Annotated in this window: 20 protein-coding genes, 1 tRNA gene and 3 pseudogenes; 13 read left to right on the forward strand and 11 right to left on the reverse strand. The window is 73.4% G+C overall.

Annotation, left to right across the window (positions count from 1 at the left end; all coding sequences use genetic code 11):
* Positions 1-62: 62 nt before the first annotated feature.
* Entirely contained in the window at positions 63-1,808 is a 1,746-nt protein-coding gene (locus tag AC3D3D_RS13700; RefSeq protein WP_463663009.1) for a pyruvate dehydrogenase, read from the forward strand.
* A gap of 21 nt (positions 1,809-1,829) precedes the next feature.
* Here AC3D3D_RS13700 and AC3D3D_RS13705 read toward each other — a convergent pair whose 3' ends face one another.
* Positions 1,830-2,138 (reverse strand): DUF6157 family protein, encoded by a 309-nt coding sequence (locus AC3D3D_RS13705; protein ID WP_463663010.1) that lies wholly within the window; start codon positions 2,136-2,138, stop codon positions 1,830-1,832.
* 118 nt (positions 2,139-2,256) lie between these two features.
* Here AC3D3D_RS13705 and AC3D3D_RS13710 point away from each other — a divergent pair.
* A pseudogene (locus tag AC3D3D_RS13710) lies at positions 2,257-3,084 on the forward strand (IS1634 family transposase); the annotation flags it as partial.
* A 32-nt stretch (positions 3,085-3,116) separates the two neighbouring features.
* On the opposite strand, the pseudogene AC3D3D_RS13715 reads toward AC3D3D_RS13710, so the two are convergent.
* Positions 3,117-4,303, reverse strand: a pseudogene (locus tag AC3D3D_RS13715) (IS3 family transposase).
* 63 nt (positions 4,304-4,366) lie between these two features.
* On the opposite strand from AC3D3D_RS13715, the pseudogene AC3D3D_RS13720 reads away from it, so the two are divergent.
* From AC3D3D_RS13720 to AC3D3D_RS13730, 3 genes and pseudogenes are all read left to right on the forward strand, one after another.
* Positions 4,367-5,161: pseudogene (locus tag AC3D3D_RS13720) on the forward strand (IS1634 family transposase); the annotation flags it as partial.
* A gap of 273 nt (positions 5,162-5,434) precedes the next feature.
* Positions 5,435-6,535: a serine hydrolase domain-containing protein gene (locus tag AC3D3D_RS13725; RefSeq protein WP_463663502.1), complete on the forward strand. Its 1,101-nt coding sequence runs from the start codon at positions 5,435-5,437 to the stop codon at positions 6,533-6,535.
* A gap of 107 nt (positions 6,536-6,642) precedes the next feature.
* Positions 6,643-7,578 (forward strand): Rv1352/Rv1906c domain-containing protein, encoded by a 936-nt coding sequence (locus tag AC3D3D_RS13730; RefSeq protein ID WP_463663501.1) that lies wholly within the window; start codon positions 6,643-6,645, stop codon positions 7,576-7,578.
* 10 nt (positions 7,579-7,588) lie between these two features.
* Here the strand turns inward: AC3D3D_RS13730 and AC3D3D_RS13735 are convergent, their stop codons facing one another.
* From AC3D3D_RS13735 to AC3D3D_RS13745, 3 genes are all read right to left on the reverse strand, one after another.
* A complete protein-coding gene (locus tag AC3D3D_RS13735; protein WP_463663500.1) occupies positions 7,589-8,572 on the reverse strand; it encodes an NAD(P)/FAD-dependent oxidoreductase in 984 nt (327 codons plus the stop codon).
* 142 nt (positions 8,573-8,714) lie between these two features.
* The gene (locus AC3D3D_RS13740) at positions 8,715-9,677 is read right to left on the reverse strand and encodes an arsenic resistance protein (RefSeq protein ID WP_463663505.1); all 963 of its coding nucleotides are present in this window, start codon (positions 9,675-9,677) and stop codon (positions 8,715-8,717) included.
* Between the two features lie 108 nt (positions 9,678-9,785).
* Complete coding sequence (locus AC3D3D_RS13745; RefSeq protein ID WP_463663499.1) at positions 9,786-10,637, reverse strand: GAP family protein; 852 nt, start codon at positions 10,635-10,637, stop codon at positions 9,786-9,788.
* Between the two features lie 108 nt (positions 10,638-10,745).
* Here AC3D3D_RS13745 and AC3D3D_RS13750 point away from each other — a divergent pair, with 108 nt between their 5' ends.
* From AC3D3D_RS13750 to AC3D3D_RS13765, 4 genes are read left to right on the forward strand one after another with little or no spacing between them, the layout of a single operon-like run.
* Positions 10,746-12,011 carry a sensor histidine kinase gene (locus AC3D3D_RS13750; RefSeq protein ID WP_463663498.1) on the forward strand — a complete coding sequence of 422 codons (1,266 nt, stop codon included), beginning with the start codon at positions 10,746-10,748 and terminating at the stop codon, positions 12,009-12,011.
* Positions 12,008-12,709 carry a response regulator gene (locus tag AC3D3D_RS13755; RefSeq protein ID WP_463663497.1) on the forward strand — a complete coding sequence of 234 codons (702 nt, stop codon included), beginning with the start codon at positions 12,008-12,010 and terminating at the stop codon, positions 12,707-12,709. Before AC3D3D_RS13750 ends, AC3D3D_RS13755 begins: the two co-directional genes overlap by 4 nt.
* Positions 12,710-12,758: 49 nt before the next feature.
* Positions 12,759-13,445 (forward strand): DNA alkylation repair protein, encoded by a 687-nt coding sequence (locus AC3D3D_RS13760; RefSeq protein WP_463663496.1) that lies wholly within the window; start codon positions 12,759-12,761, stop codon positions 13,443-13,445.
* A 31-nt stretch (positions 13,446-13,476) separates the two neighbouring features.
* Positions 13,477-14,031, forward strand: coding sequence for a DnaJ family domain-containing protein (locus AC3D3D_RS13765; RefSeq protein WP_463663495.1), 555 nt, complete (start codon positions 13,477-13,479; stop codon positions 14,029-14,031).
* Between the two features lie 52 nt (positions 14,032-14,083).
* Here AC3D3D_RS13765 and AC3D3D_RS13770 read toward each other — a convergent pair whose 3' ends face one another.
* Positions 14,084-14,284: a hypothetical protein gene (locus tag AC3D3D_RS13770; protein ID WP_463663494.1), complete on the reverse strand. Its 201-nt coding sequence runs from the start codon at positions 14,282-14,284 to the stop codon at positions 14,084-14,086.
* A gap of 431 nt (positions 14,285-14,715) precedes the next feature.
* Positions 14,716-14,788: transfer RNA gene (locus AC3D3D_RS13775), tRNA-Arg, on the reverse strand.
* Between the two features lie 227 nt (positions 14,789-15,015).
* Between AC3D3D_RS13775 and AC3D3D_RS13780 the strand changes: the two genes are divergently transcribed.
* Complete coding sequence (locus AC3D3D_RS13780; protein ID WP_463663493.1) at positions 15,016-15,327, forward strand: thiamine-binding protein; 312 nt, start codon at positions 15,016-15,018, stop codon at positions 15,325-15,327.
* A gap of 82 nt (positions 15,328-15,409) precedes the next feature.
* Here the strand turns inward: AC3D3D_RS13780 and AC3D3D_RS13785 are convergent, their stop codons facing one another.
* The 4 genes from AC3D3D_RS13785 to AC3D3D_RS13800 all read right to left on the reverse strand — a co-directional run bounded on the left by AC3D3D_RS13785 (position 15,410) and on the right by AC3D3D_RS13800 (position 19,645).
* The gene (locus AC3D3D_RS13785; protein ID WP_463663492.1) at positions 15,410-16,267 is read right to left on the reverse strand and encodes an HAD family hydrolase; all 858 of its coding nucleotides are present in this window, start codon (positions 16,265-16,267) and stop codon (positions 15,410-15,412) included.
* A 63-nt stretch (positions 16,268-16,330) separates the two neighbouring features.
* Positions 16,331-17,494 carry an ABC transporter permease gene (locus AC3D3D_RS13790; protein WP_463663491.1) on the reverse strand — a complete coding sequence of 388 codons (1,164 nt, stop codon included), beginning with the start codon at positions 17,492-17,494 and terminating at the stop codon, positions 16,331-16,333.
* Positions 17,491-18,636 (reverse strand): ABC transporter permease, encoded by a 1,146-nt coding sequence (locus tag AC3D3D_RS13795; protein ID WP_488512156.1) that lies wholly within the window; start codon positions 18,634-18,636, stop codon positions 17,491-17,493. Before AC3D3D_RS13795 ends, AC3D3D_RS13790 begins: the two co-directional genes overlap by 4 nt.
* 19 nt (positions 18,637-18,655) lie before the next feature.
* Entirely contained in the window at positions 18,656-19,645 is a 990-nt protein-coding gene (locus AC3D3D_RS13800) for an ABC transporter ATP-binding protein (RefSeq protein ID WP_463663489.1), read from the reverse strand.
* A 214-nt stretch (positions 19,646-19,859) separates the two neighbouring features.
* Between AC3D3D_RS13800 and AC3D3D_RS13805 the strand changes: the two genes are divergently transcribed.
* The 3 genes from AC3D3D_RS13805 (at position 19,860) to AC3D3D_RS13815 (ending at position 23,757) form a co-directional block, all read left to right on the forward strand.
* The gene (locus tag AC3D3D_RS13805; protein WP_463663488.1) at positions 19,860-21,503 is read left to right on the forward strand and encodes a GTPase domain-containing protein; all 1,644 of its coding nucleotides are present in this window, start codon (positions 19,860-19,862) and stop codon (positions 21,501-21,503) included.
* On the forward strand, positions 21,500-22,984 hold the full coding sequence (locus AC3D3D_RS13810) for a GTPase (protein WP_463663487.1): 1,485 nt from the start codon (positions 21,500-21,502) through the stop codon (positions 22,982-22,984). Before AC3D3D_RS13805 ends, AC3D3D_RS13810 begins: the two co-directional genes overlap by 4 nt.
* Positions 22,985-23,178: 194 nt before the next feature.
* Positions 23,179-23,757, forward strand: coding sequence for a single-stranded DNA-binding protein (locus tag AC3D3D_RS13815; RefSeq protein ID WP_463663486.1), 579 nt, complete (start codon positions 23,179-23,181; stop codon positions 23,755-23,757).
* Positions 23,758-23,846: the final 89 nt, after the last annotated feature.

The raw sequence follows: 23,846 nt of genomic DNA on the forward strand, positions 1-23,846 counted from the left end.
ATCGACCCGGTGCCACGGCGACCGCAGTCGGGTGGCGCGTCGGGGTCAAGGAAGGTTGACCCGTGAAGCTCGCCGAGCAGATCGTCGCCCAGCTCCAGGCCGTCGGAGTCCGCCGCATCTACGGGATCGTCGGCGACAGCCTCAACCCCGTCGTCGACGCCGTGCGCCGCACCGGCGGCAGCGCGAACGGCGGGATCGACTGGATCCACGTCCGCCACGAGGAGGCCGCCGCGCTCGCCGCCGCGGCCGACGCCCAGCTGACCGGCGAGCTCGCCGTCTGCGCGGGCTCCTGCGGCCCCGGCAACCTCCACCTCATCAACGGCCTCTACGACGCCAACCGCTCCGGCGCCCCGGTCCTGGCCATCGCCAGCCACATCCCCAGCTCCCAGATCGGGCAGTCCTACTTCCAGGAGACCCACCCCGACCGCCTGTTCACCGAGGCCTCCGTCTACAGCGAGCTCATCAGCACCCCCGACCAGTCCCCGCGGGTCGTGCACGCCGCGATCACGCACGCGCTGGCCGCCCCAGGCGTCGCCGTCGTCACCCTGCCCGGCGACGTCGCCGACGAGTCCGCCTCCGCCGACGCCCCGACCTACGTCCCCGCCGTCCGCGGCACCCTCGAGCCCGCGGAGTCCGCCCTCGCGGCGGCGGTCGAGGCCATCGACGACGCCAAGCGGGTGGCGATCTTCGCCGGCGCCGGCGTGCGCGGCTCCCACGAGTCCCTCGTCGAGCTCGCCGACACGATCGCCGCACCGGTGGGGCACTCCCTGCGCGGTAAGGAGTGGGTGCAGTACGACAACCCCTTCGACGTCGGCATGACCGGCCTGCTCGGCTACGGCGCCGCCGCCGAGGGGATGGACGACGCCGACGTCCTGCTCCTGCTCGGCACTGACTTCCCGTACGACCAGTTCCTGCCCGACGGCCCCACGACCATCCAGGTCGACCGCCGCGCCGAGGTCATCGGCCGGCGCACCGGCGTCGACCTGCCCGTGCACGCCGACGTCGGGCCGTTCCTGCGGGCGCTGCTCGGGCGCGTCAAGCCCAAGCGGTCGCGCTCGTACCTGAAGAAGACCCTCGACCGGCACGAGAAGCTGATGACGCGCACCGTGGGCGCCTACACCCGCGACGCCGAGGACCTCGTGCCGATCCACCCCGAGTACGCGGCCTCGCTCATCGACCAGGCCGCCTCCGACGACGCCGTGTTCACGGCGGACACCGGCATGGGCAACGTCTGGCAGGCCCGCTACATCAACCCCAACGGGAAGCGCCGCATCATCGGCTCCTTCCTCCACGGGTCGATGGCCAACGCGCTCCCTCACGCCCTCGGCGCCCAGGCCGCCTACCCGGACCGGCAGGTCATCGCCATGTCCGGCGACGGCGGGCTGTCGATGCTCCTGGGCGACATGCTCACCGCCGTGACCTACGAGCTCCCGGTCAAGGTCATGCTGTTCAACAACTCCACGCTCGGCATGGTCAAGCTCGAGATGCTCGTCGACAAGCTGCCCGACCACGGCGTCGACGTCCCCGAGACGAACTACGCGGCGATCGCCACCGCCATGGGCTGGCACGCGGTGCGTGTGGAGGACCCCAAGGAGCTCGAGGGCGCCATCGCCACGGTCCTCGCCCACCCCGGCCCGGCGCTCCTGGACATCGTCACCGACCCCAACGCCCTGTCGATCCCACCCTCGATCACCGGCGAGCAGGTCTTCGGCTTCGCCACCGCGATGAGCAAGCTGGTCTTCACCAAGGGCATCGGCGAGGCCGTGTCGATAGCGCGCTCCAACCTGCGCAACATCCCCCGCCCGTAAGAGGTGGGGGAGTGGCGGGGGCTACCGGGAGGAACGCATCGCCGGCTTCTTGGTCACCGCCTCGTCGGCCACGAGCTCCTCGTAGCGCGCCGTGCCCGTCGCGACGAGCGCGATGCGCCCCTCGGCGTCGTGGTGCACAGCCCAGCCGTAGGTCTTCGTCAGCGGCGAGGCCCGCAGGCAGGGCTGGCCCTTGCCGAAGAACCGCTCGCGCTCGGTCTCGCGGTCCTGCTCGGCGATGCCGCGGCGCTCGCAGTGCACGTCGAAGAGCAGCTCGTCGCTGGTGAGCTCGTAGTCCTTGCCGAGCAGTCGCTCGAACTGGAGCTCGGCCACCGATCCCCCTGAGTTGGGTCACTTTCGCGGGTTCGCGTGGGGTGCGGGTCTCTGACCTGGGGTGATGTGTTCGTTAGTGTCCCGCTGAGGCACTAATCCTGGTCGGTAGGATCGGGGGATGGCCTGGGTTCGGCGGGTACGGACGGCCTCGGGCGCGACAGCGGTACAGATCGCGGAGTCCGTCGCGGGGCGTCGTCGGATCGTGCGGCACGTCGGCTCGGCGCGTGACGAGGTCGAGCTCGGGCTGCTGATCGAGCAGGCCCACGCGATGCTGACCGATCACGCGCAGGGCGAGCTCGATCTCGGGCTGACCCCGGCGGTCCCAAGGGCCGTGATGGTCCCGCCGCCGCGCGAGGACCTGATCGGTGACGAGCCGGCTCCTCGCTCATGGGTGCGCCGACCGCACGTGCTCAGGACCTCCTCCGCGTTGCTCTACGAAGCCCTCGCTGGTGTCTACGCCGGCCTGGGCCTGGATGTCGTGGCCGACGCGGTGTTCCGCGACCTCGTGATCGCCCGGGTGGTGGAGCCCACCAGCCTGCTCGATGCCGATCGGGTCCTGGCCGAGCTGGGCCGGGTCGCGGCCTCGCACTCGACACGTAAACGCACACTGCGCCGCGCGCAGGGCCGCCACTACCGCGACCTGCTCGCCGCGGCGTGCTTCGAGCACGCCACCAGCCGCGGTGACGTCAGTTTGGTGCTCTATGACGTGACCACGCTCTACTTCGAGGCCGACAACGAGGACGATCTCCGCAAGGTCGGGTACTCCAAGGAACGCCGGGTCGATCCGCAGATCGTGGTCGGTCTCCTGGTCGACCGGGGTGGGTTCCCGCTCGAGATCGGCTGTTTCGAGGGCAACAAGGCCGAGACCCACACGATCATCCCGATCGTCCAGGCCTTCCAGGAGCGTCATGGCATCGCCGACATGGTGATCGTCGCTGATGCCGGGAGGGTCTGCTGAAGGTTCTGTTGACTTCGGGGTTAGGCCGCTAGTGTGACGGCCTGGTGGTGGGCGAGTTCGTATTCAATCGGAGTGAGCTTGCCGAGTCGACGTTGCCGTCGGCGACGGTGGTAGGTCCGCTCGATCCAGTGCACGATCGCGAGTCGGAGCTCGTCGCGGGTGGCCCATCGCTTCCGGTCGAGCACGTTGTTCTGCAGCGTGGCGAAGAAGCTCTCCATCGCCGCGTTGTCCCCGGCAGCCCCCACCCGCCCCATGGAACCGACAAGACCGCGATGCTTGAGAGCGAGCTGAAACTTCCGGGAACGGAATTGCGACCCTCTGTCGCTGTGGACGATGCAGCCAGCCACCGCGGCTGCTCCATGGCGGCGTGCGACCGCGTCCTGCACGGCTGCTACGGCCAGGTCCGATGTCATGCGGGCGTCGATGGCGTAGCCGACGATCCTGCCCGAGCAGGCGTCCTTGACAGCGCACAGGTAGACCTTGCCCTCACCGGTGCGGTGCTCGGTGATATCGGTCAACCACTTGGCATTGACGCTCTCGGCGGTGAAGTCCCGCTCGAGCAGGTCATCGCATACCGGTGGGCCGGGTCGGCCGTAGCGCTTCTTTCGTCGGACGGTGGCAGAGAAGAGCCGCTGCTGGGAGCACAGCCGCCATACGCGCCGCTCCGAGACCACGTGACCGGCGGCCTGGAGCTCGTCGGCGATGAACCGGTGCCCGAACTCCGGATCGTCGGCGTGGATGTCATAGGCCGCATTGAGCAGATAGGCCTCGTCGATGTCCCGAGCACTGACAGGGTTCGCGCGCCACTGGTAGAACCCCTGCTTGGAGAAGCCGAGTACCCGACAGGTCACCGCGACCGGGATCCCGGCAGCAGCAAGGTCAAGGACCAGCGGGTAGATCATTTTGGGCGCGACTGCCCAGGGGCGAGGTTGGCCTGCGAGAGATACGCGGTCGCCTTGCGCAGGATCTCGTTCTCCTGCTCCAGTTCCCGGATCCGTTTCAGCATCCTCGTCTGCTCGCCACCGTCCCCGGCGCTCTGCCCGTGAGCGGGCTCGAAGCCGCGTTCTCGCAGGCGAGACTCGTTGACCCAGGCCTGCAGCGCCGACTTCGACATCCCCAGGTCTTGGCACACCTGCTTCTGAGTCATTCCCTGATCCAGCAGCTCCAGCGCGCTGGCCTTGAGCTCTTCTGAGTAGATCTTCGGCATGAGGACCATCCTCTCCGCTTCGCAGAGCAGTCAGGAAGTCAACCAGACCTTCAGCAGACCCGGATGCTCTCCGCGGCGAACCTGACCGCCCTGGACGAGGCGGGGCTGCGGTTCATCGTCGGCTCCCGGCAGACCAAGGCCCCGGGCGATCTGGCGACCTACTTCCACTACGAGGGTGCGGACTTCGATGACGGGCAGGTCATCGACACCACGACCCCCAGGCACGGCAACACCAAGAAGGACCTCACCCAGCGGCGCGAGCCCGTCTGGGACCCCGAAGAGCACCGGGGATGGTGGCGGGCGGTGTGGCAGTACTCCAGAAAGCGGGCCGTCCGCGACCGCCGCACCCTGGGCAAGCAGGAAGAGCGAGCCCGGGCGATCATCAGCGGCGAGAAGAAGGTCAAGGCCGCCCGGTTCGTCACCACCACCGCTGGCGGGCGGCGCCTGGACACCGCCGCCGTCGAGCGCGCCCAGGGGCTGGTCGGGCTGAAGGGCTACGTCACCAACATCCCCGCGCGGTTGATGCCGGCCGGGGAAGTGATCAGCTCGTATCACGACCTGTGGCACGTCGAGCAGTCCTTCCGGATGAGCAAGACCGACCTCGCCGCGCGGCCCGTGTTCGCCCGCACCCGCGACGCGATCGAGGCCCACCTGACCATCGTGTTCGCCGCGCTGGCGGTCTCCCGCACCGTGCAGAACCGCACCGGCCTATCGATCCGCCGGTTCTTACGCACGATCAAGCCGCTTAGATCCGCAACGATCGAGATCAACGGCCAGACCGCGACCCTCCCGCCCACGATCCCACCCGAGATCAGCGCCCTGCTCGAGACGCTCGAACACCCCGATCCAAGGCACTAAAGCAAATGACCCAACTCAGGTCGTAGTCCTTGCCGAGCAGTCGCTCGAACTGGAGCTCGGCCACCGATCCCTTCCCGGTGGGTGGCGGGGTCGAGGCCGCCGCCCTCGTGTCCGGTGCGGGCGTGATGAGGGTGCTGGTGTAGTTCGTCGAGTGCGGCACGGCCGCCTCCCCGTCGTCGTCGGTGCGGAACGTCGAACGGCGCGAGCGTAGGGCAGGGCACCGACATCGCCCGTGCCGGGCCGCCGCCGGCGGTCGACCCCTACGCTCGAACCATGGCCACCCTCGAGGACCTGCTCGACCGCCACCTCACCGTCGGCACGATGCCCGGCGCGATCGCCTCCGTCGGGCGCGACCTCGACCCGGTCGTCGTCGGCGCCGTCGCCCCGGGCGGGCCGCCGCTCGCCGTCGACGCGATCGTCCGGATCCAGTCGATGACGAAGGTGGTCACCGCCGTCGCGGCCCTTCGCCTGGTCGAACGTGGCGAGCTCGCGCTCGAGGACCCGGTGGAGCGTTGGCTGCCGGAGCTCGCCGACCGGCGCGTCCTGCTGCGGCCCGACGCCCCGCTCGACCAGACCGAGCCCGCGCGGTCGCCGATCACCGTCCACCACCTCCTCACCTGTACCTCCGGGTACGGGGTCCAGGTCGAGGACACGCCCCTGGCGCGGGCGATGAGGGCGAACGGGACCGCGGCGAGCCAGGACCCGCCCGGGCTGGGTGCCCAGGTCTGGCTCGAGGCGCTCGCCGACCTCCCGCTTGCCTTCCAGCCCGGCAAGGGGTGGCGGTACCACGACTCCTTCGCGCTGCTCGGCATCCTCCTGGGCCGCATCACCGGCACCAGCACCGAGGAGCACCTCCGCACGGACCTCTTCGGCCCGCTGGGCATGACCGACACCGGCTTCGCTGTGCGCGCCGGCCAGGCCCACCGCCTCCCGCCCGCCTTCCGCCACGCAGCGGGCGGCCTGGTCGAGATCGAGCCCGGCGGCGCGGGCTTCTACATCGACCCGCCGTTCGACGTCAGCCACGCCGAGCTCGTCTCGACGGCGTCGGACTACCACGGGTTCCTGCGCGCCCTGCGCGACGGCGAGCTGCTCGGCCCCGACCTCACCCGCGCCCTGCGCACGGACCAGGTCCCGGCTACCGCCAAGACCCCCGACAGCTTCTTCCCCGGGTTCTGGACGGGCACCGGCTGGGGCTACGGCGTCTCGGTCGTCACCGACGGACCCCACGCGGGGCGCTGGGGCTGGTCGGGCGGCCTCGGCACGGACTTCTTCGTCGACCCCGACGGCACCATCGGCCTGCTGCTCACCCAGGTCGAGATGGGCGAGCAGGTGATGGGGCTGCTCGGAGAGCTCCAGGAGGTCGCACCCCGGTAGGGGGACGCCGGGGACCAGGGTCCCACCTCCGATGTCGGACCCTGTTCGTACGGTGTCATCGACACGTCCCCCGGCGTGTCGTCAGCACCTCAGCCCCTGGAGCCCCCATGTCCGACACCACCCCGCTCGGCGGCCCCCCGTCCGCCGACGAGCCCACCGTCCCCGGCAGAACCGTCGCCCCCGACGCCGGGTACGCCCCCGCGGCCGGCTTCGCCCCGATCGAGGCCGGCTACCCGCCGCCCGCGACCTACGGTCAGGCGCCCACCCCGGGCGGCTGGGGGACCGGCGTCGACGAGCCGGCCGATCACCAGTCCGGCCCGGACACCGCCCGTCCGGGGGAGGGTCCCGCCCCGCGTCGCCGCGGACGTGGGATCGCGACGGCGGCACTCGCCGCCGCGCTCGCCCTCGTCGTCGGGATCGGTGTGGGACGTGCGGCGAGCGACCCGACGGCCTCCGAGGAGTACGCCGCGCTCGAGGACCGCCTGGGCACGGTCGAGAACGAGCGGGACCTCGCCCGTGAGGATCTCGAGACCACCGCCGGCGACCTCACCGTGGCCCAGCAGGGCGTCACCGACCTCACCGCCGAGCGCGACCAGGCGCTCGCCGACCTCGACGCCGCCACCGCCGGTCACGACGAGCGCGAGGCCGAGCTCGACGAGCGGGAGGCCGGCCTCGACGAGCGTGCGAGCGGTCTCGACACGCGCGAGACCGAGGTCGCCGACCGGGAGACCGCCGTCGGGGACCGGGAGACCGAGATCGGGGAGCGGGAGGTGGCCGTGGGCACCGCCGAGGAGGAGGTCCGCGAGGCCTCCTTCGGCTCCGGCACGCACATCGTCGGCACCGACATCGCGCCCGGCACCTACCGGTCCTCCGCGGGTGAGGGCGCCGGCTGCTACTGGGAGCGACTCTCCGGCCTGTCCGGCGAGCTCTCCGACATCATCACCAACGAGTTCACCGACTCCCCCTCGCCGATCGTGACGATCGCCGCCTCCGACGTGGCGTTCAGCTCCGACCGGTGCGGACAGTGGACGCCGGTGGAGTAGACCCGCGGGATCAGGCCGCCCCGGCGGCGGCCGTGCGGGAGTGCTCGACGGCCGCCGCGGCCTCCGCCTGCACGAGGTCGGCGTTGATGACCGCGCCGGCGAGCGCGCCCTGCGCGGATGCGGCCCCGACCTGGGCCGAGAGGTCCGCGGCGTTGCCGGCGACCCAGACGCCCGGGACGTCGGTGGCCCCGCCGTTCCCGGTCACCACGGCGGTCCCCATCGGGTTCTCCGCGGTCTCCAGCCCGAGGCCGGCGACCGGCTCGAGCCGCGCCCGCATGCGCGTCTGGACGGTGATCACCTCGGCGGGCAGCAGCGACCCGTCCGCCATCCGAAGGCCCGTCAGGCGCTCCCCGTCTCGCTCGACGGCGGCCGCCGGCCCGTCGACCAGGCGCACGCCGCGCGCGGTGAGCCGCTCGCGCTCCTCCTCGCCGATCCCCTCGGCGGGCACCACGAGCGTGATCCGCGCGGAGAGCTGGCGGAACAGCAGCGTCTGGTGCGCGGCCATCGGCCCCGTCCCCAGCACGACGATCTCCTTGTCCCGCACCTCGTAGCCGTGGCAGTAGGGGCAGTGCACGACGTCGCGACCCCACCCCTCGTGCAGGCCGGGCAGCTCGGGGAGCTCGTCGACCAGGCCCGTGGCCACGAGCAGGCGCCGTGCGCGGACGGTGCGGCCCTCGGCGGTGGTGACGACGAAGCCTGCGCCCTCGCGCGCGGCGGAGGTGACCTCCCCGTTCTCGACGACGCCGCCGTACCGCTCGACCTCCTCCCGCCCGCGGGCGAGCAGCTCGGCCGGGGCAGTGCCGTCGTGGCCGAGGAGGGCGTGCACGGCGTCGGCCGGGGCGTTGCGGGGCCGGCCGCCGTCGAGGACGAGGACCCGGCGCAGCGAGCGGGCCAGCATGAGCGCGCCGGACAGCCCGGCGGCGCCGCCGCCGATGACGACGACGTCCCATGCGTCGTTCTCGGTCGGGGTCGTGGGGTGTGCGGTCGAGGTCATGTCGCTCTCCTTCTGCGGGCGGACGCGCCGCCCGCCGGTTCGGCCTCTCGGGCGGGTACGGGTCGAGCGTGCGCGCCCACGAGCGGATCCGCAAGGATCCTTGCCGAACTGCAAAACAGGGAGGTGGTCCCAGCGTCTCGGATCAGGCTCCGAGGGGTGGCCGCCCCCGATCAGGCACGAGCACGGGGACGAGGCGGACGAGGACGACGAGGGCGACCAGCTCGACGAGCGTCTGGGTGACCACGACCAGCGGCGCCAGGTCGAAGGTGGCCGGGAGCGCGAGGGCGAGCGGGAGCACGACGAGCGAGTTGCGCGTGACGCCGCTGAGCACGAGCGACCGACCGGCCGGCACGTCGAGCCCGCTCACCCGCGCCGCGACCACCCCGACGACGACCATCACCGCCGCGAAGAGCAGGTAGACGGGCACCGCGCGAGCCAGGGCGGCCACGTGGCCGACGATCCCCTCCACCTGGGCGGCGACGACCAGCGCGAGCGTGAGCATCGTCAGCGGGACCATCCCGGCGGTCCCCGCGGCATGCAACCCGCGGGCCGCGCGGAAGCGGGCGCCGAGGCGTCGGGTGAGCTCGGCACAGATGAAGGGCACGACGATGACGAGGAGGAACGCCCGGACGAACGGCGCGAGGTCGAGCTCCGCCAGCACCTCGCCGCCGGCGGTCAGCCAGAGGTAGAGCGGCAGCAGGGCCATCTGCCCGAGCATGAGCAGGGGGGTGGCGGCCACCAGCCGGTCGGTCGCCCCGCCCGCGAGCCCGACGAAGGTGACGACGTAGTCGACGCACGGCGTCAGCAGCACGAGGAGCACGCCGAGGAGGAGGACGCGGTCGTCGGCCACCAGCCGCGAGAGGAGAAGGACGACGAACGGCACGACGGCGAAGTTCACCACCAGCACCGAGGCGAGGAAGCGGCCGTCGCGCAGGGACCGGCCGACCGCCTCGAGCGGCACCCCAAGGAACGTCGCCCACAGCAGCAGCGCGAGGACCGGCTCGATGCCCGCGGCCGCGGGGGCCGCGACCGCCGGGACGAGGAGCCCGACCGCGGCGCCGGTCACCAGCGCGAGCAGGTAGAGCAGGACCTGGTGGCGCTCCATCCGTTCGACCAGCACCGGCCGAGTCTCGCACCCGCGCGATGGTCGGGGACTGCGACGTCCGGCCCCTGCGAGGTCCGGCCCCTGCGACGTGACGACCCTCGGGGCCCGTCAGCCGTTGATCCCCTGCAGCCCCTGGAGGGCGAGGACCACGCCGACGATGCCCACCACCCACGCCGTCGTCGAGGCCGAGGTCCGGGTGAGGAAGGCGTCCAGGCGGCGCAGCGGCCCCTCCAGCAGGCGCGCGGCGAACACGCGGCCCGCCAGCAGCACGATCGCCGGGGAGATCATCACCAGGCAGTAGGCGGCCAGCCACAGCCCCGACGCCGGCCAGCCCGGACCCTGGGTGGAGATGAGGCCGATCCCGGCCAGGTACGGCAGCATCGAGAGCACCTCGATCGCCGCCGCGGCCAGCGCCAGACCCATGAGCGCACCGATCGAACCCCGCCGCACCCGCGGCGCGGACGCCTGGACGGTGGTGCCGCCGGTGCTCGCCCAACCGCCGCTGCCCGGCGCACCGTCAGAGCCGGCCGGCCCGGCCACGTCGGTACCCATGGCCCGGGCCCGCCAGCGCCCGATCCGGCCGCCCCCGGTCGCGGCGGACTCGGCGGCGCGGCGCTTCGCGGAGGGCGAGTCGAGCGCGAAGCTGAGCACGACGAGCACCGCGCCCACACCGACCATGAGGTGGTGCAGCGGCAGGGCGTCGAGCAGCCCGGAGAAGCGGGAGAGGAAGGCGCCGGCCCCGAGCATGACCGCCAGTCCGACGGCCAGGTAGAACCCGGCGACGGTGCCGAGGAAGACGAGCACGCGCCCGGGCTGGACCCGTCCCGGGGCCAGCATGAGCCAGACCGGGATGAGCAGCGTGCCGAAGCTCGTCGAGTCGATGAGGGCCAGCACGGCGAGCACGCCGGCGAGCGCCGGGGGCGACATGCCGCCGTCAGGCAGGGAGCCGAGGATGTCCATGACCACCAGGCTCCGCCACGACCGGGCCGGGCGCGTCCGTCGGACGGATCGACTTCGCCTACATCCTTCGACGGAGGCGCGGGCCGCCGCGCGTGCTGGGATAGGGGCATGACCCCCTCGACCGCGAAGGACCTGCGGGCCGCCGCCTACGTGGTGGTCATCGGCCTGGGCTTGACGGCGCTGGGGTTCTATCCGATCTCCAACCTCCCGCAGGCCTACGGCGTCGCCGCGGAGCAGATCCCGACCTGGTGGTTCGTCGCCCTCCTCCTGCTCGGCGCCGTCGTCGTCGCGCTGCGCAGCCGCCACGCCGGGCTCGCACTGGCGGCCGGGACGGTCATCTTCCTCGCCGACCAGGCCATCGGCGGGAGCGTCGCGGTGCTCCTGGTGATCTGGGAGCTCCTCCACCACGCGGCGCTCGTCGGCTCGGCGCGGCTGCGCCTGTCGGCGATGATCGGGGTGGGCGTGCTCGCCGCGGCCGCCGCCGTCGGGGTCGCGGCCGCCGAGTCCGACCCGCGCGCATGGATCTCCGTCGTCCTCCAGGTGGCCGCCGTCGGCATCATGCCGATCTGGTGGGCCAGCGAGGTCCGGCGCGGCAACGAGCTCGCCGCGGCGGCCGCCGAGCGCGCCCGCCTGGAGACCGAGCGGGCCGACGCCGTCGCGCTGGCCGCCGAGCGCGAGCGCGCGCAGGCCGTCCGTGAGGAACGCACCGCGATGGCCCGCGACCTGCACGACGTCGTCACCTCCCACCTGTCGGCCATCGCCATCCACTCCGGCGCGGCGCTCGCCGCCCCGCCCGACGCCGCGCGCGACCGGGAGGCCCTGGCCCAGGTGCGGCGCGAGTCCGTGGCCTCCCTGGAGGACATGCGCACGATGGTGCGGCTCCTGCGCACCGAGTCCGTCGACGGCTGGGCCACCAGCGCCGGCCTGTCCGAACTGCCCGCCCTGGTGGAGCGCTACCGGGAGGCCGGGCTCGACCTCACCACCGACACCGGCGCCATCACCGGCGGGCTCGCCGGCGAGCCCGCCGGGGCGGAGGCGGCCCACCTCCGGCTGCCCACCGCCGTCGAGCAGGCCGCGGTCCGCGTCACCCAGGAGGCGCTGACGAACGCGCTGCGCCACGGCGCCGGCGACGCCCACCTCGAGCTCGACCTCGACGACGGCCGGCTCGAGCTGGCCGTGACCAACGAGCTGCACGCGGGTGGCGCCGCCGGGGGGAGCGACGGCCGCGACCGGCTGGACGCGGGCCCCTCCGGGGGCGTCGGGCTGGCATCGATGCGGGAGAGGACCGAGGGCGCCGGGGGGACCTTCCAGGCCGGCGCCCGTGACGGCGTGTGGCAGGTCCGCGCGACGTTCCCCACCGAGGAGAGAACATGATCCGGGTGCTGCTCGCCGACGACCACTCCGCCATCCGCGCCGGGCTGCGGCTCCTGCTCGACGGCGCCGACGACATCGAGGTGGTCGGGGAGGCCGCCGACGGCCGGGCTGCCATCACCAACGCGCGCGCCCTGCGCCCCGACGTCGTCGTCATGGACGTGCGCATGCCCGGCGTCGACGGCGTCGAGGCCACCAGGACGATCGTCGGCGAGCAGATCGCCGACGTCCTCGTGCTGACGACCTTCGACCTCGACGAGGTGGTGTTCGGCGCGCTGCAGGCCGGTGCCGCCGGGTTCCTGCTGAAGTCCGCCGAGCCGGAGGCCCTCGTCGAGGCGGTGCGCCGGGTCGCGGCCGGCGACGGCGTCGTCGCCCCCGAGGTGACCCGCCGGGTGCTCACCGCCTTCACCACCCCCGGGGTCCGGGCCGGGACGCCGGGTGCCGCCCGGGGCGTCGGGGAGGGCGCCGCGGCCGGCACGGGGCGCGCCGGGGCGGACCCGTTGGCCGGGATCGAGCTCACCGAGCGGGAGTCCGAGGTCCTCGGCGCCCTGGGCAGGGGACTGTCGAACGCCGGCATCGCCGGCGAGCTCGTCATCGCCGAGGCCACCGTCAAGACCCACGTCTCGCGGGTGCTGGCCAAGCTCGGCGTGAGCTCGCGGATGCAGGCGGCGATCGTCGCCCGCGAGGCGGGACTCGCCTGACCGCCCGGGCGCATACTGGAACCGGCGGACGACCCGGAAGATGACGCGCATGTCGACGACGAGCACCACCACGGACGAGACGGTCGAGAGTCTGCAGGCCGAGCTCAGCGCCCTCGCCGACCCGACGATCCTCGCGGTCAACCAGCGTCACGGGGACGACCACGCGGTCAACCTCACGAAGTTGCGTGCCGTGGCCAAGCGCGTGCGCACGAACCACGACCTCGCGCTCGACCTGTGGGGCACCGGTGACACCGCCGCCCGGCTGCTCGCGATCCTCGTGTGCCGGCCCAAGGCCTTCGACGCCGAGGAGCTCGACACCATGGTCCGCGGCGCCCGCACCCCCAAGGTGCAGGACTGGCTCGTCAGCTACGTCGTGCGCAAGAACCGGCACGTCGAGGACCTGCGCCTGCGCTGGCTCGCCGACGCCGACCCCGCGGTCGAGAGCGCCGGTTGGGCGCTCACCTCCGACCGGGTCGTCAAGGACCCGGCCGGGCTCGACCTCGACGAGCTGCTCGACGACGTCGAGGCCCGCATGCAGGACGCGCCCGAGCGGCTCCAGTGGGCAATGAACACCACGCTCGCGCAGATCGGCATCGAGCACGCCGAGCACCGCGAGCGTGCTCGGGGCATCGGCGTGCGCCTCGAGGTCCTCAAGGACTACCCGACGCCGCCGAACTGCACCTCGCCCTACGCCCCGGCGTGGATCGACGAGATGGTGCGCCGCAAGGAGGGCTGAGGCCCGCGGACCGACGACGGAGGAGGACCCCGTGACACGGCGCAAGCCCGGGGACGTACCGGTGGGTAACTGGGTCGACGAGCTCGTCCGCGAGGCACAGGAACGCGGCGAGTTCGACAACCTGCCTGGCGCCGGCAAGCCCCTGCGCGACGTCGACCAGACCGACGAGGACTGGTGGATCCGCCGCAAGCTGCGCGACGAGAAGCTCCCCACCACGGCGTTGCTGCCGCCGGCCCTCGTCCTGCGCAAGGAGGTTGCCGACCTGCCCGAGAACGTGGCGCACCTGCGCGACGAGGAGGCCGTCCGCGCGGCCGTGCGCGAGGTCAACACCCGGGTGGCGGAGTGGATCCGCCTGCCCACCGGGCCGGTCGTGCCGGTGGCCCCGGCCGACGTCGAGGAGGTCGTCGCGGGCTGGCGCGCTGCACGGACCGAGCAGGGGGAGGGCGGTGCGGCTCGCGGTCCGGCAGGCCCGGACGAAGGTGCCGCGGATGTCGCCGGGGCCGCCGGCAAGGGGAAGTCTGGGCGACGCCGACGGCGCTGGTGGCGTCGTCGTCGCGACGACGGTCAGCGGCGTCAGGCGACGTGACGATCGCGGCCGCGCAGCCGGCCGAGGTCGAAGCCGTGGACGGCGCCGCAGATCACCAGGCGTCCGGTTCCGCGCGTAGGTCCTCGTTCGCGATCCTCTTAGCGTCGGCGTGGAACCGGCCCAGCCACCGTTCGTGGTCCAGGAGCCGCAGGGCGCGGCGCAGGGTGTCGGACGTGCTCTCGCCGGGGCGGGCGGCCTCGCGCAGGATGCGCGCGTCCTCGGCGGTGGGGCGGAAACCGATCGTCGAGGACATGGCCAGAGGATGCGCGCGCCTTCGACATCTGTCCAGCAGCCCGTCGTCGGCGTAGTTACGAACCATGGCGCGGGTTGGGCGATAGGCATTGGCGGAGTGCGTTGCTAGCATCGTGACATTGCTCCCCGCCGTCCGCACCGCGGATTGGCGGGGCTTTTTCTTGACGGGAGGAAGCACTGATGTTTCGGGCCGCGGTCGCTATCGACTACCAGAACGTGCACCTGACGGCCCGCTGCACGTGCCTTCTGGGAACGTACGCATGTCGACCATGACTCTGGTCAGCATCGGCGGTGCATCATGCAGACCGACCAGTGGCGACAGGGCGGGCGGAAGGCACGCTCCGCGACCTGAAGTACAGGCACCTGCGCGGGGCAGATGGTCGCCCTGGCCTCAATGGTGAAGTGAAGGGTGAAGTGGACTGGCGAAACGGGTGCCCCCGCCCGGACTCGAACCGGGAACCGTCGGATTAGAAGGCCGGTGCTCTATCCATTGAGCTACGGAGGCGTGGGCGGCCGCGGTGCGTCCGCCACCGGGACAGTCTAGGTGTCCGACCAGGACGTCTCTTCGGCCGACGGCCGAGGTGCACGCCACGGATCTCGGTGAGTCGATTGCGGGCGCCGGGCGCGGGGTGGCCGCCGGACCGCGGGCCGTCAACCGGGCCACACTGGGCCATGTCAGCCGCCGTCGCGCCCTGCGCCGACCTGCGGACCCTCACCGGGAAGGACCCCGCCATGCTGCTCGCATTCTCCGTCGCCCCCTCCGGGACCGGCCGCGCCGACGGCTCGGTCAGCGACGCCGTCGCCGAGGCCGTCCGCGTGGTGCGGGCGTCCGGCCTGCCCAACCGCACCTCGTCGATGTTCACCGAGATCGAGGGCACGTGGGACGAGGTCTTCGACGTCCTGCGTCGCGCCACCGACGCGGTCGCCCCCTACGGTTCGCGGATCTCCCTGGTCGTCAAGGCCGACATCCGCCCCGGGTTCGAGGGACAGCTCGACGCGAAGATCGAGCGCGTCGAGCAGGCGCTCGAGCAGCCAGGGGAGTAGCGGTAGGCGCGCCCGAGGCGGTCACGCACGCGGCGGTCGCCTACGCCTCAGGCGCCCCTGCCCGTCCGAGAACCCCGGTCGCTCAGGCGTCGAGCAGGGCGCGCAGCGTCCGCAGGACGCCGTCGTCGTCGTTGGAGGGGGCCACGAACCGCGCGACCTCCCTGACCTCCGGCTCGGCGTTGGCCACCGCGAAGGGCATGCCCACCGACTCCAGCATCGCCAGATCGTTGTGGTGGTCCCCGAAAGCGGCGGCCTGCTCGCGCGGGATGCCGAGCGCGTCGCGCAGACGGGTCAGCGCCGCACCCTTGGACGCGCCGGCCCGCAGGACGTCGATCCAGTGCGCGTGCGAGCGCACCACGCCGGCGTCGAGGTCGAGACCGCTGATCGCGGGCGCGACGACGTCGACGATCGGCGGCGCCGACCAGGTGGCGACCTTGACGATCTCGGCGGACAGGTTCGTCAGGTCGTCGACGATCTCCACCTCGGGGTAGAAGTGGCGCACGTGGGTGAGGAACTCCGTATCCGAGCGCTCCACGTAGGCCCGCTCGGGGGCGCCGGCCACGATCCCGGCGTCGAGCCCCTGCCCGACCAGGTCGCGGACCGTGCGCACGACCTGGACCAGGACGTCGCGGTCGACGACCTCGGCGCGCAGGACGTCGTCCCCGCGCCACACCACCGACCCGTTCTCGGACAGGACGGTGATCCGGTCCCCGACCGGCTCCATGGTGCGCATGATCGCCGAGCGCTGCCGCCCGCTGGCCGCGACCAGCACGATCCCGCGGTCGAGGAGCTCGGTGGCCACCGGCCAGAACTCCTCGTTGACGGTGTGGTCGGACCGCACCAGGGTGCCGTCCATGTCCAGGGCCACCAGGCGCAGGGCCCGCGCCTCGGCGGCGTCGGGCAGGTCGAGGGTCTCGGTCAGGGTCGTCGGCTCAGGCACCTGCCCATCCTCCCAGGCGGCGGGTCGGGGACGACCCGCCGCCCGGGAGGCGTGCGCCACCGATCACAGGGAACGGGACAGCGACCGGCGCATCGCCCAGGAGCCCGCCAGCCCCACGAGCAGGGCCATGCCGGCCAGCACGCCGAGCATCGGCAGGATGTCGACCAGCCCACCGTCGTGGCGCTGGATCTCGGCGAAGGCGTCGTAGGCCCAGGCGTGCGGGGTGATGTGGGCGACCGTCTGCATCGTCTCGGGGAAGATCTCCAGCGGGGCCATGCCGCCGCCGATGCCGGCGAGCACAAGCCCCAGCCCGACGCCGACCCCGGACGCCGCCCCCTCGTTGTCCAGCAGGGAGCCGAGCAGCATCGCCGCCCCGGCCGCCACGAACCCGAACAGCGCGAGGATGAGGAAGGCCAGGCCGAGGTTGCCCCAGTCCACCCCGAACAGCACCGCTGTGGCCGCCATGATGTACAGGCCCTGGAAGACCGCGATGACCCACCGGCCCAGGGTGAGGCCACCCATGAGCTGGCCGGGCCGCACCGGGGCGGCCAACGACCGGGCGATGACGCCCTCGCGACGCGCCTGGATGAGCGTGCCGGAGGCGGCCAGGGAGACGAGGAAGACGAACAGCAGCAGCTGGGAGACCGCGCTGAGGTCGAACTGACCTAGCCCGGAGAACTCCTGGGTGATGGCGTCGACGTTCTGCACCGCCACCTCCGGCTCACCGGTATCGGCGCGCGCCTGGGCCAGCGCGGCGTCGACCTCGCCCGGGTCGGCGCCGGCCGCCACCAGGGCCTCGACCTGGCTGCGTTTGAGGGACATGTCCTCCACGGCGGTGGAGACCCGCTGCTGCACGGCGGGGGCGTTGCCGGCGGAGCCGGCGATCATCTCCAGCGTCACCGGGCCGTCCTGCTCCCAGGCGGCCACGGCGTCCTCGGGGACGACCAGCGCGACGTCGGTGCGGCCGCGCGCCACGGCGGTGCGGGCCGCGTCGTCGTCGGCGGTGGAGACCTCCAGGTCGTGCTCCTCGAGCACGGCGACGACCTGGTCGTGCAGGTCCCCGGTCTCGCCGGCGACCGTGACCCGGCCCTGGGAGCCGCCCCCGCCGAACTGTGAGCCGAGCACGACCACGAGCAGCAGCGGGAAGAGGAAGACGAAGAAGATGTTCGAGCGGTCACGCAGGAAGCGGCGCAGCTCGGTGGCGGCGATCGTGACGATCCGTCTCACAGCGAGGTCCCCCTGTCCGGCACGAGGCGCGAGAGGGCGCCCATGACGAGTGCGAAGCCGAGCATGATGACGACGGGTACGCCGATGTCGGCCACCCCGCCTCCGCCCGAGGTGATCCCGAGGCCGCGGGTGAACGCGCCGATCGGGTTGAGGTCGAGCACCTGGCCGAGCAGGCCGGTGGCGCTCATCGGGAAGAACGCGCCGCCGGCCATACCCAGCACGAGGGCGACGATCGACTGGGCGATGTTGGCCTGCTCGCTCGAGCGGGTGGCCCGGGCGATGAGCAGCATGACCGACGTGCCGGCCGCCGCGGCGCACAGGATGAGGACCCCGATCGCGAGCGGGTCCCCGAAGTCGACGCCGAACAGCAGCGAGCCTGCGGTGATGAGCACGGTCGTGGAGACCACGCCGAGCAGGAAGCTGGTCAGCGCCTTGGCGGCGATGATGTGCCAGGTCGGCATGGGCATCGAGCGCAGGCGGGCCAGCGTGCCCTGCTCGCGCTCGGTGACCAGGGCCAGCACCCCGAAGCCGACGGTGAACAGCAGGAACAGCCCGGCCTGGCCGGCGACCAGGGTGCCCGAGGCATCGAGCTGCTCGTCCGCGGTCTCGCCCTGGGCGAGGCCCACGGTGGGGTCGGCGGTGGCGACCTGCTGGGCGAGGTCGCCGAGGTCCTCCGGTGCGAGACCGAGGCCCGCCCCGGCACCGGCGGCGACCGAGCCGGCCGTCATCCGGGTGAGCGTGCCCTGCAGGATCGAGAGGACGACGTCGCCCTCGATCCCGGACCCGTCGCCCTCGACGACGGTGATCTCGGGCGCCTGACCGCCCTGCAGGTCGTCGCCGAAGCCGTCGGGCACGAGGATCGCGAGGGCGGCGTCGCCGTCCTCCACGAGTGTGCGCGCCTCGTCCTCGTCCGTCTCCTCGACGGTGACGTCGAAGCCGTCGACCGTGCCGAGCACCTCGACCAGGGCGCTCGCGCTCTCGTCGTCGGCAGGCGCCGAGGCGGCCACGGTGATCGGGTCCAGCCCGTCGTCCTCGCTGGGGATGACGAGGTGGAGGACCGTCATCAATGCCAGGGGCACGACGATGGCGAAGATGAGGACCGAGCGGTCCCGCAGGCGTTGCCGCAGGTCCGAGGCGGTCATCGTCCAGATGGTCCGCATGTCAGTCCCTCAGCGCCTTCCCGGTCAGGTGGAGGAAGACCGACTCCAGGTCGGGGCGCGAGATCTGCACGTCCGAGAGGGTCACGCCCGCGCCCGTGGTCGCGTTGACGATCGTGGCCACGGCCGACGGCGCGTCGTCCACGGACAGGCGCAGCGTGCGCCGGTCGACGTCGACGCCGCGGACCCCCGGGACCTCGCGCAGCGCGGCGGCCGCGGCCTCGGTGTCGCCGGTGCCCTCGAGGACGACCTGGTCGGCCTCGCCGACGATCCTCGTCAGCTCGTCGCGGGTGCCCTCGGCCTGGATCGTGCCGGCGTCGACGATGGCGATCCGGTCGCAGAGGCGATCGGCCTCCTCCATGTAGTGGGTGGTGTAGAGGACCGCCATGCCCTCGCCGGAGAGCCGCTCGACGGACTCGAGGATCGAGTTGCGCGACTGCGGGTCGACGCCGACGGTGGGCTCGTCGAGGATGAGCAGCTCGGGGCGGTGCAGGAGGCCGACGCCGATGTTGAGCCGGCGCTGCATGCCGCCCGAGTACTTCTTGGCCTGGTCCTTGGCCCGGTCGGTGAGCCCGATGAGCTCGAGGACCTCCTCCACGCGTGCCTTGAGGTCGGCGGTGGCCATGCCCTGCAGGCGCCCGAAGTACATGAGGTTCTCCCGGGCGGTGAGCTCGGGGTAGATCGCCAGGTCCTGCGGGACGAGGCCGATGTGCCGCTTGGGCGCCACGGCGTGCGGGCCCACCTTCTCGCCGGCGATCGTCACCGTCCCGGAGTCGGCCGGCACCAGCCCGGCGACCATGGAGATGGTCGTCGTCTTGCCCGCGCCGTTGGGGCCGAGCAGACCGAAGGTCTCCCCGGGGTCGATGTGGAAGCTCACGCCCCCGACGGCGGTGAGGTCGCCGAAGCGGCGCACCACCTCCTCGACGACGAGCACGGGCTCGCGCGCGCCGCTCCTGCCGGGGCGGGGCTGCCCGTCCTGCTCGATGGTGTCCACGTGGTGGCCTCTCCTTCGTCGCGCTGCCGCGCTGATGACGTCTCCGGTCGTTCCCGGCCGTGGCGACGCTACGAGCGGCGCCCGGGCCGCGGTAGTGACATCTGTCGTGAAGGTGGCACGAGGGGTGTCATCCGGCGGACGGGTGAGCGGTGCGACGGCGCGCCGGGGCGGGCGTAGATGCACCGATCCGGCGCGGGCGGCCACAATGGTTCCCGTGCCCTTCCCCGCGACCCGACCCCCGCAGGCGAACCGCGCCGTCGGGGAGCGGACCGGGGACGGCGTCCCCGACCGACTACCCCGGGTGGCCGTCATCGCCGACACGCTGAGCGACCTGCGCGACCTGCGCCTGCCCCTGGACATCCCCGGCGCCGACGAGGCGCGGCAGCGGCGTCGGCGCGTGCTCACCGAGCTCGAGGTGCGCCTCCTGCCGCGGCTGCGCGAGGAGTCGGCGCCCGCGGTGGTCGTCCTGGGCGGCTCCTCGGGGGCGGGCAAGTCCACGCTGCTCAACTCCCTGGTCGGCAAGGAGATCTCGCTGGCCGGGGTGCTGCGCCCCACCACGCGCACCGCCGTGCTCGCCGCCCACACCGACGACGCGCCGGCGCTCGCGGACAACCCCCTGCTCGAGCTCGCCACGCTCGTGCCCGGCGACGAGGTGCCGCGCGGCGTGGCCGTGCTCGACGCCCCCGACCTGGACTCCGTCGAGGCCCGCAACCGCTCCCTGTCCGCCCGCCTCGTCGAGGCCGCCGACCTGTGGGTCTTCGTCACCACGCCGGTCCGCTACGGCGACGAGCTACCCTGGTCCGCGCTGAGCGCCGCCCACGCGCGCGGGGTGACGGTCGCGGTGGTGCTCAACCGGGCCGGCGACCGGGTGCGCCGCGAGGTCCAGCACGACCTCACCCGCCGCCTGCAGGCCCTGGGTGCCTCGGACGCACCGATCTTCGTCATCCCCGACGTCGGCCCGAACCACGGCCCGCTGGCGGCCGAGCGGGTGCGCGAGCTCAAGGACTGGCTGGCCCTGGTGGCGCGCTCGCGGGCCGGGTCGATGCTCCGGCGCCAGACCACCCGCACCACCTGGGCCGCGCTGCGCGAGGACCTCCTGGCGATCGCCGACGCCGCCGACGCCCAGGTGCGCCGCGCCGAGGACCTCGCCGACCTCGTCGACGAGTCGGTCGCCGGGCCGGTGGCGGGCGTGCGGGCCGACCTCGCCGACCCCGCCCTGACCCACGGCTCCCCGACGACCCGGTGGCTGGGGTTGGCCTCGACCGGCGGGCCGCTGGCGGGCCTGACCAACCGCCCGGGCCGGCTGCGGCCCGGACGCAGCCGCGCACGGGCCGAGCGGCGCGCGGCGGCGCTCGTCGTCGGGACCCAGGTCGACGGCCCCGTCCACGACACGATCCTGCGCCACGTGCGCGCCGCCGACCGCGAGCTCGGCCGGCGCTGGGAGGACGGCGGGGCGGCCGAGATCATCGCCGGCGAGCGCGTGCATCGCGTCCGCGGCCCCGAGGCGCTCGCCGAGCGCGCCGTCGAGGCGTGGAGCGCCGAGATCGCGACCGAGGTCGAGTCCGTCCTGGCCGGGCCCGAGGGGCGCACCGCCGCCGAGGCGCTGGGTCCCGACGGCGTCGCGGCTCTCGTGCGCGCCGGCGCGGCCGGCCTGGCCGGACCCGCCGCCGCCCTGCGCGGGCTGTTCCCGGAGCAGGGGGAGCGGCTCGTGACCACCGCCCGCGAGCGGCTCGCCGAGCTGGGCGAGGCCGCCGTCCGCGACGTCGCCCGCCCGTACGTCGACGTCCTCGCCGACCTCGCCGTCGACCCCGGAACCGCCGTGCGCCTGCGCGCCGGCGAGCTCAAGGAGTTCACGTGACCGCACCCGCCCCCCGCCCCGCACGCGACGGCGGCCCCGCCTCGCCGGGGACCGACCGGCCGGTGGCCGAACGGCTGCGCGCCCGCATCGGCGGCATCACCGGCGCCCTGGACCAGGCCGGCGACCGCGTCGACCCCGAGGAGGCCGGGCGCGCCCACGCACGATCGACCGAGCTGCTCGAGCGCCTCGACCTGGGGGTGGACCACGCGGTGGTCGCCCTGGTCGGGGGGACCGGCTCGGGCAAGTCCTCGATGTTCAACCAGATCTCCAAGCTCGAGGTCGCCGAGGTCGGCCCGCTGCGGCCCACCACCGAGGAGCCCACCGCCTGCGTGTGGGGTCCCGACGCCTCCGGCCTGCTCGACTTCCTCGGGGTCCTGCCCGAGCGGCGGGTGACGCGTGAGTCCCTGCTCGACGCCGGCGACGAGGAGCTCCTGCACGGGCTGGTCCTGCTCGACCTGCCCGACCACGACTCCCGCTCGGCGGCCAACCAGAAGATCGTCGAGCGGATGCTGCCGCTGGTCGACGTCCTCGTCTGGGTCGTCGACCCGCAGAAGTACGCCGACCACGTCCTGCACGACAACTACCTCACCCACCTGCGCGGCCGCGAGGAGCACATGCTCGTCGTGGTCAACCAGATCGACAACCTGCGGCCCGAGGACGTCGACGTCGTCGTGGGCGACGTGCGCCAGGTCCTGCTCGACGACGGCCTGTCCGGGGTGGAGATCCTCTCCGCCTCCGCCCTGACCGGTGAGGGCGTGGCCGACGTGCGCGAGTTCCTCGCCCGCGCGCTCGTGCGCCCCACGACCTCCTCGGCGACCCTCGACGCCGGCATCGACCGGATGGCCGACCACCTCGCCGGGCAGGTCGCCGCCCGCGAGGTGGCGCTGCCCGCCGACGGCGCCGTGGGCGCCCACCTGGCCCGCGCCGTGGGCACCGACGCCGCGGCGGACTCCGTGCGCACGGCGGTGCGCTCCGGCGGCGCCGCGGCCCGCCCGGAGCCCGTGCGCCCCGTGGCGGTCGAGGACGTGCGCGCCGACTGGCTCACCGAGGTGACGACCGGGCTGCCCGAGCGGTGGACCCGGGCGGTCGACGAGGCCGCGACCCCCACCGAGGAGCTGGCCGGCCGGGTCGACTCCGCAGTCGCCGAGGTGGCGCTGCCGTCCACCGAGGTGCCGCGCGCCCGGGGCCTGACCATCGGCGGGATCGTCGCGCTCGTGCTGGCCGCGGCCGTGGTGGTCGGCGGGCTGCTCGCCTCCCTGCCTCTGCTGGCCTGGGCGCTCGGCGCCGCGGTGCTGGCCGTCGTCGGGGCGGTGCTGCTGGCCGCCGCCCCGCGGGTGCGGGAGCGCGCCGCCGAGGAACGGTCCACCGCCTACGCCCACGCCCTGGACGAGCGGTTGCGCGAGGTGGGGCGCTCCGCCCTGCGCGAGCCCGCCGAGCAGGTCCTCGCCGACCACGAGACGCTGCGCCGCGCCCTGTCCTGATCTCCGCCACATCTCCTCCCGACGACGGGGAAGTGCGTGCTCGTCGAGCGCGATCGGCGGCCCCGCGCGTCCTCCACAGCCCCCGCCCCGGACACCCCCTCCACAGGAGGCGCCACCACGCCGGGCGGGCGCGGGGCGCCGACCGCGACGCTGGGCCCGAGCCGGCACCGGGTCGGCGTCGAAGGAGGCACACCATGAGCAACGAGATCCACGTGACGGTGCGCGGCAACGCCGCCGCCGACCCCACGCTGCGGTACACCGAGTCCGGCACGCCGTGGGTGTCCTTCCGGCTGGGCTCGGCCGCCCGCCGGTTCGACTCGCGCACGAACGACTGGACCGACGGGCCCACGCAGTGGTTCAACGTCAAGGTCTTCGGGCGGATGGCGGAGAACATCGGCCGGTCCCTGCACAAGGGCTTCCCCGTGCTCGTGCGCGGCAGCCTGGTCAGCGAGTCCTGGCTGACCAAGGAGGGGCAGGAGCGCACCGACATGGTCATCACCGCGGACTCTGTGGCCCTGGAGATGTCCCGCGGGATCACCACCTACACGCGCGTCGCCGTCGAGCCGCGCGCGCAGGACGGGACCGTCGCGCAGCCGGCCGGGGAGGACGACGCCTGGGCGGTGCCTGACGCGGACGGCCCCGACCAGAACGGCCCCGACCAGAACGGCCCCGACCATGTGGGGACCGAGGAGCACGACGGGTCCGGGCCGGCGGACCTGGGCGCCGACGAGGAGCTGATCGAGGACGAGGACCGCACGGCGGCGCTCGTCTGATCCCGGGCGGGGCAGGGGGCACGCGGCCGTCGCGGGGGACGCGCGGCGGCCGCGGGCGCGCTCTCGCCTACGCTGGGTGCCGGAACCCC

The sequence above is a fragment of the Georgenia sp. X1117 genome, assembly GCF_057784635.1.

What these genes read in the sequence shown, in the direction of transcription:
- AC3D3D_RS13730 (WP_463663501.1), top strand. Translation starts at nt 6,643, where the DNA reads ATGTCCGACACCACCCCGCTCGGCGGCCCCCCGTCCGCCGACGAGCCC.
- AC3D3D_RS13780 (WP_463663493.1), top strand. Translation starts at nt 15,016, where the DNA reads ATGCTGCTCGCATTCTCCGTCGCCCCCTCCGGGACCGGCCGCGCCGAC.
- AC3D3D_RS13755 (WP_463663497.1), top strand. Translation starts at nt 12,008, where the DNA reads ATGATCCGGGTGCTGCTCGCCGACGACCACTCCGCCATCCGCGCCGGG.
- AC3D3D_RS13750 (WP_463663498.1), top strand. Translation starts at nt 10,746, where the DNA reads ATGACCCCCTCGACCGCGAAGGACCTGCGGGCCGCCGCCTACGTGGTG.
- AC3D3D_RS13725 (WP_463663502.1), top strand. Translation starts at nt 5,435, where the DNA reads ATGGCCACCCTCGAGGACCTGCTCGACCGCCACCTCACCGTCGGCACG.
- AC3D3D_RS13740 (WP_463663505.1), bottom strand. Translation starts at nt 9,677, where the DNA reads ATGGAGCGCCACCAGGTCCTGCTCTACCTGCTCGCGCTGGTGACCGGC.
- AC3D3D_RS13735 (WP_463663500.1), bottom strand. Translation starts at nt 8,572, where the DNA reads ATGACCTCGACCGCACACCCCACGACCCCGACCGAGAACGACGCATGG.
- AC3D3D_RS13770 (WP_463663494.1), bottom strand. Translation starts at nt 14,284, where the DNA reads ATGTCCTCGACGATCGGTTTCCGCCCCACCGCCGAGGACGCGCGCATC.
- AC3D3D_RS13815 (WP_463663486.1), top strand. Translation starts at nt 23,179, where the DNA reads ATGAGCAACGAGATCCACGTGACGGTGCGCGGCAACGCCGCCGCCGAC.
- AC3D3D_RS13795 (WP_488512156.1), bottom strand. Translation starts at nt 18,636, where the DNA reads ATGACCGCCTCGGACCTGCGGCAACGCCTGCGGGACCGCTCGGTCCTC.
- AC3D3D_RS13745 (WP_463663499.1), bottom strand. Translation starts at nt 10,637, where the DNA reads ATGGACATCCTCGGCTCCCTGCCTGACGGCGGCATGTCGCCCCCGGCG.
- AC3D3D_RS13760 (WP_463663496.1), top strand. Translation starts at nt 12,759, where the DNA reads ATGTCGACGACGAGCACCACCACGGACGAGACGGTCGAGAGTCTGCAG.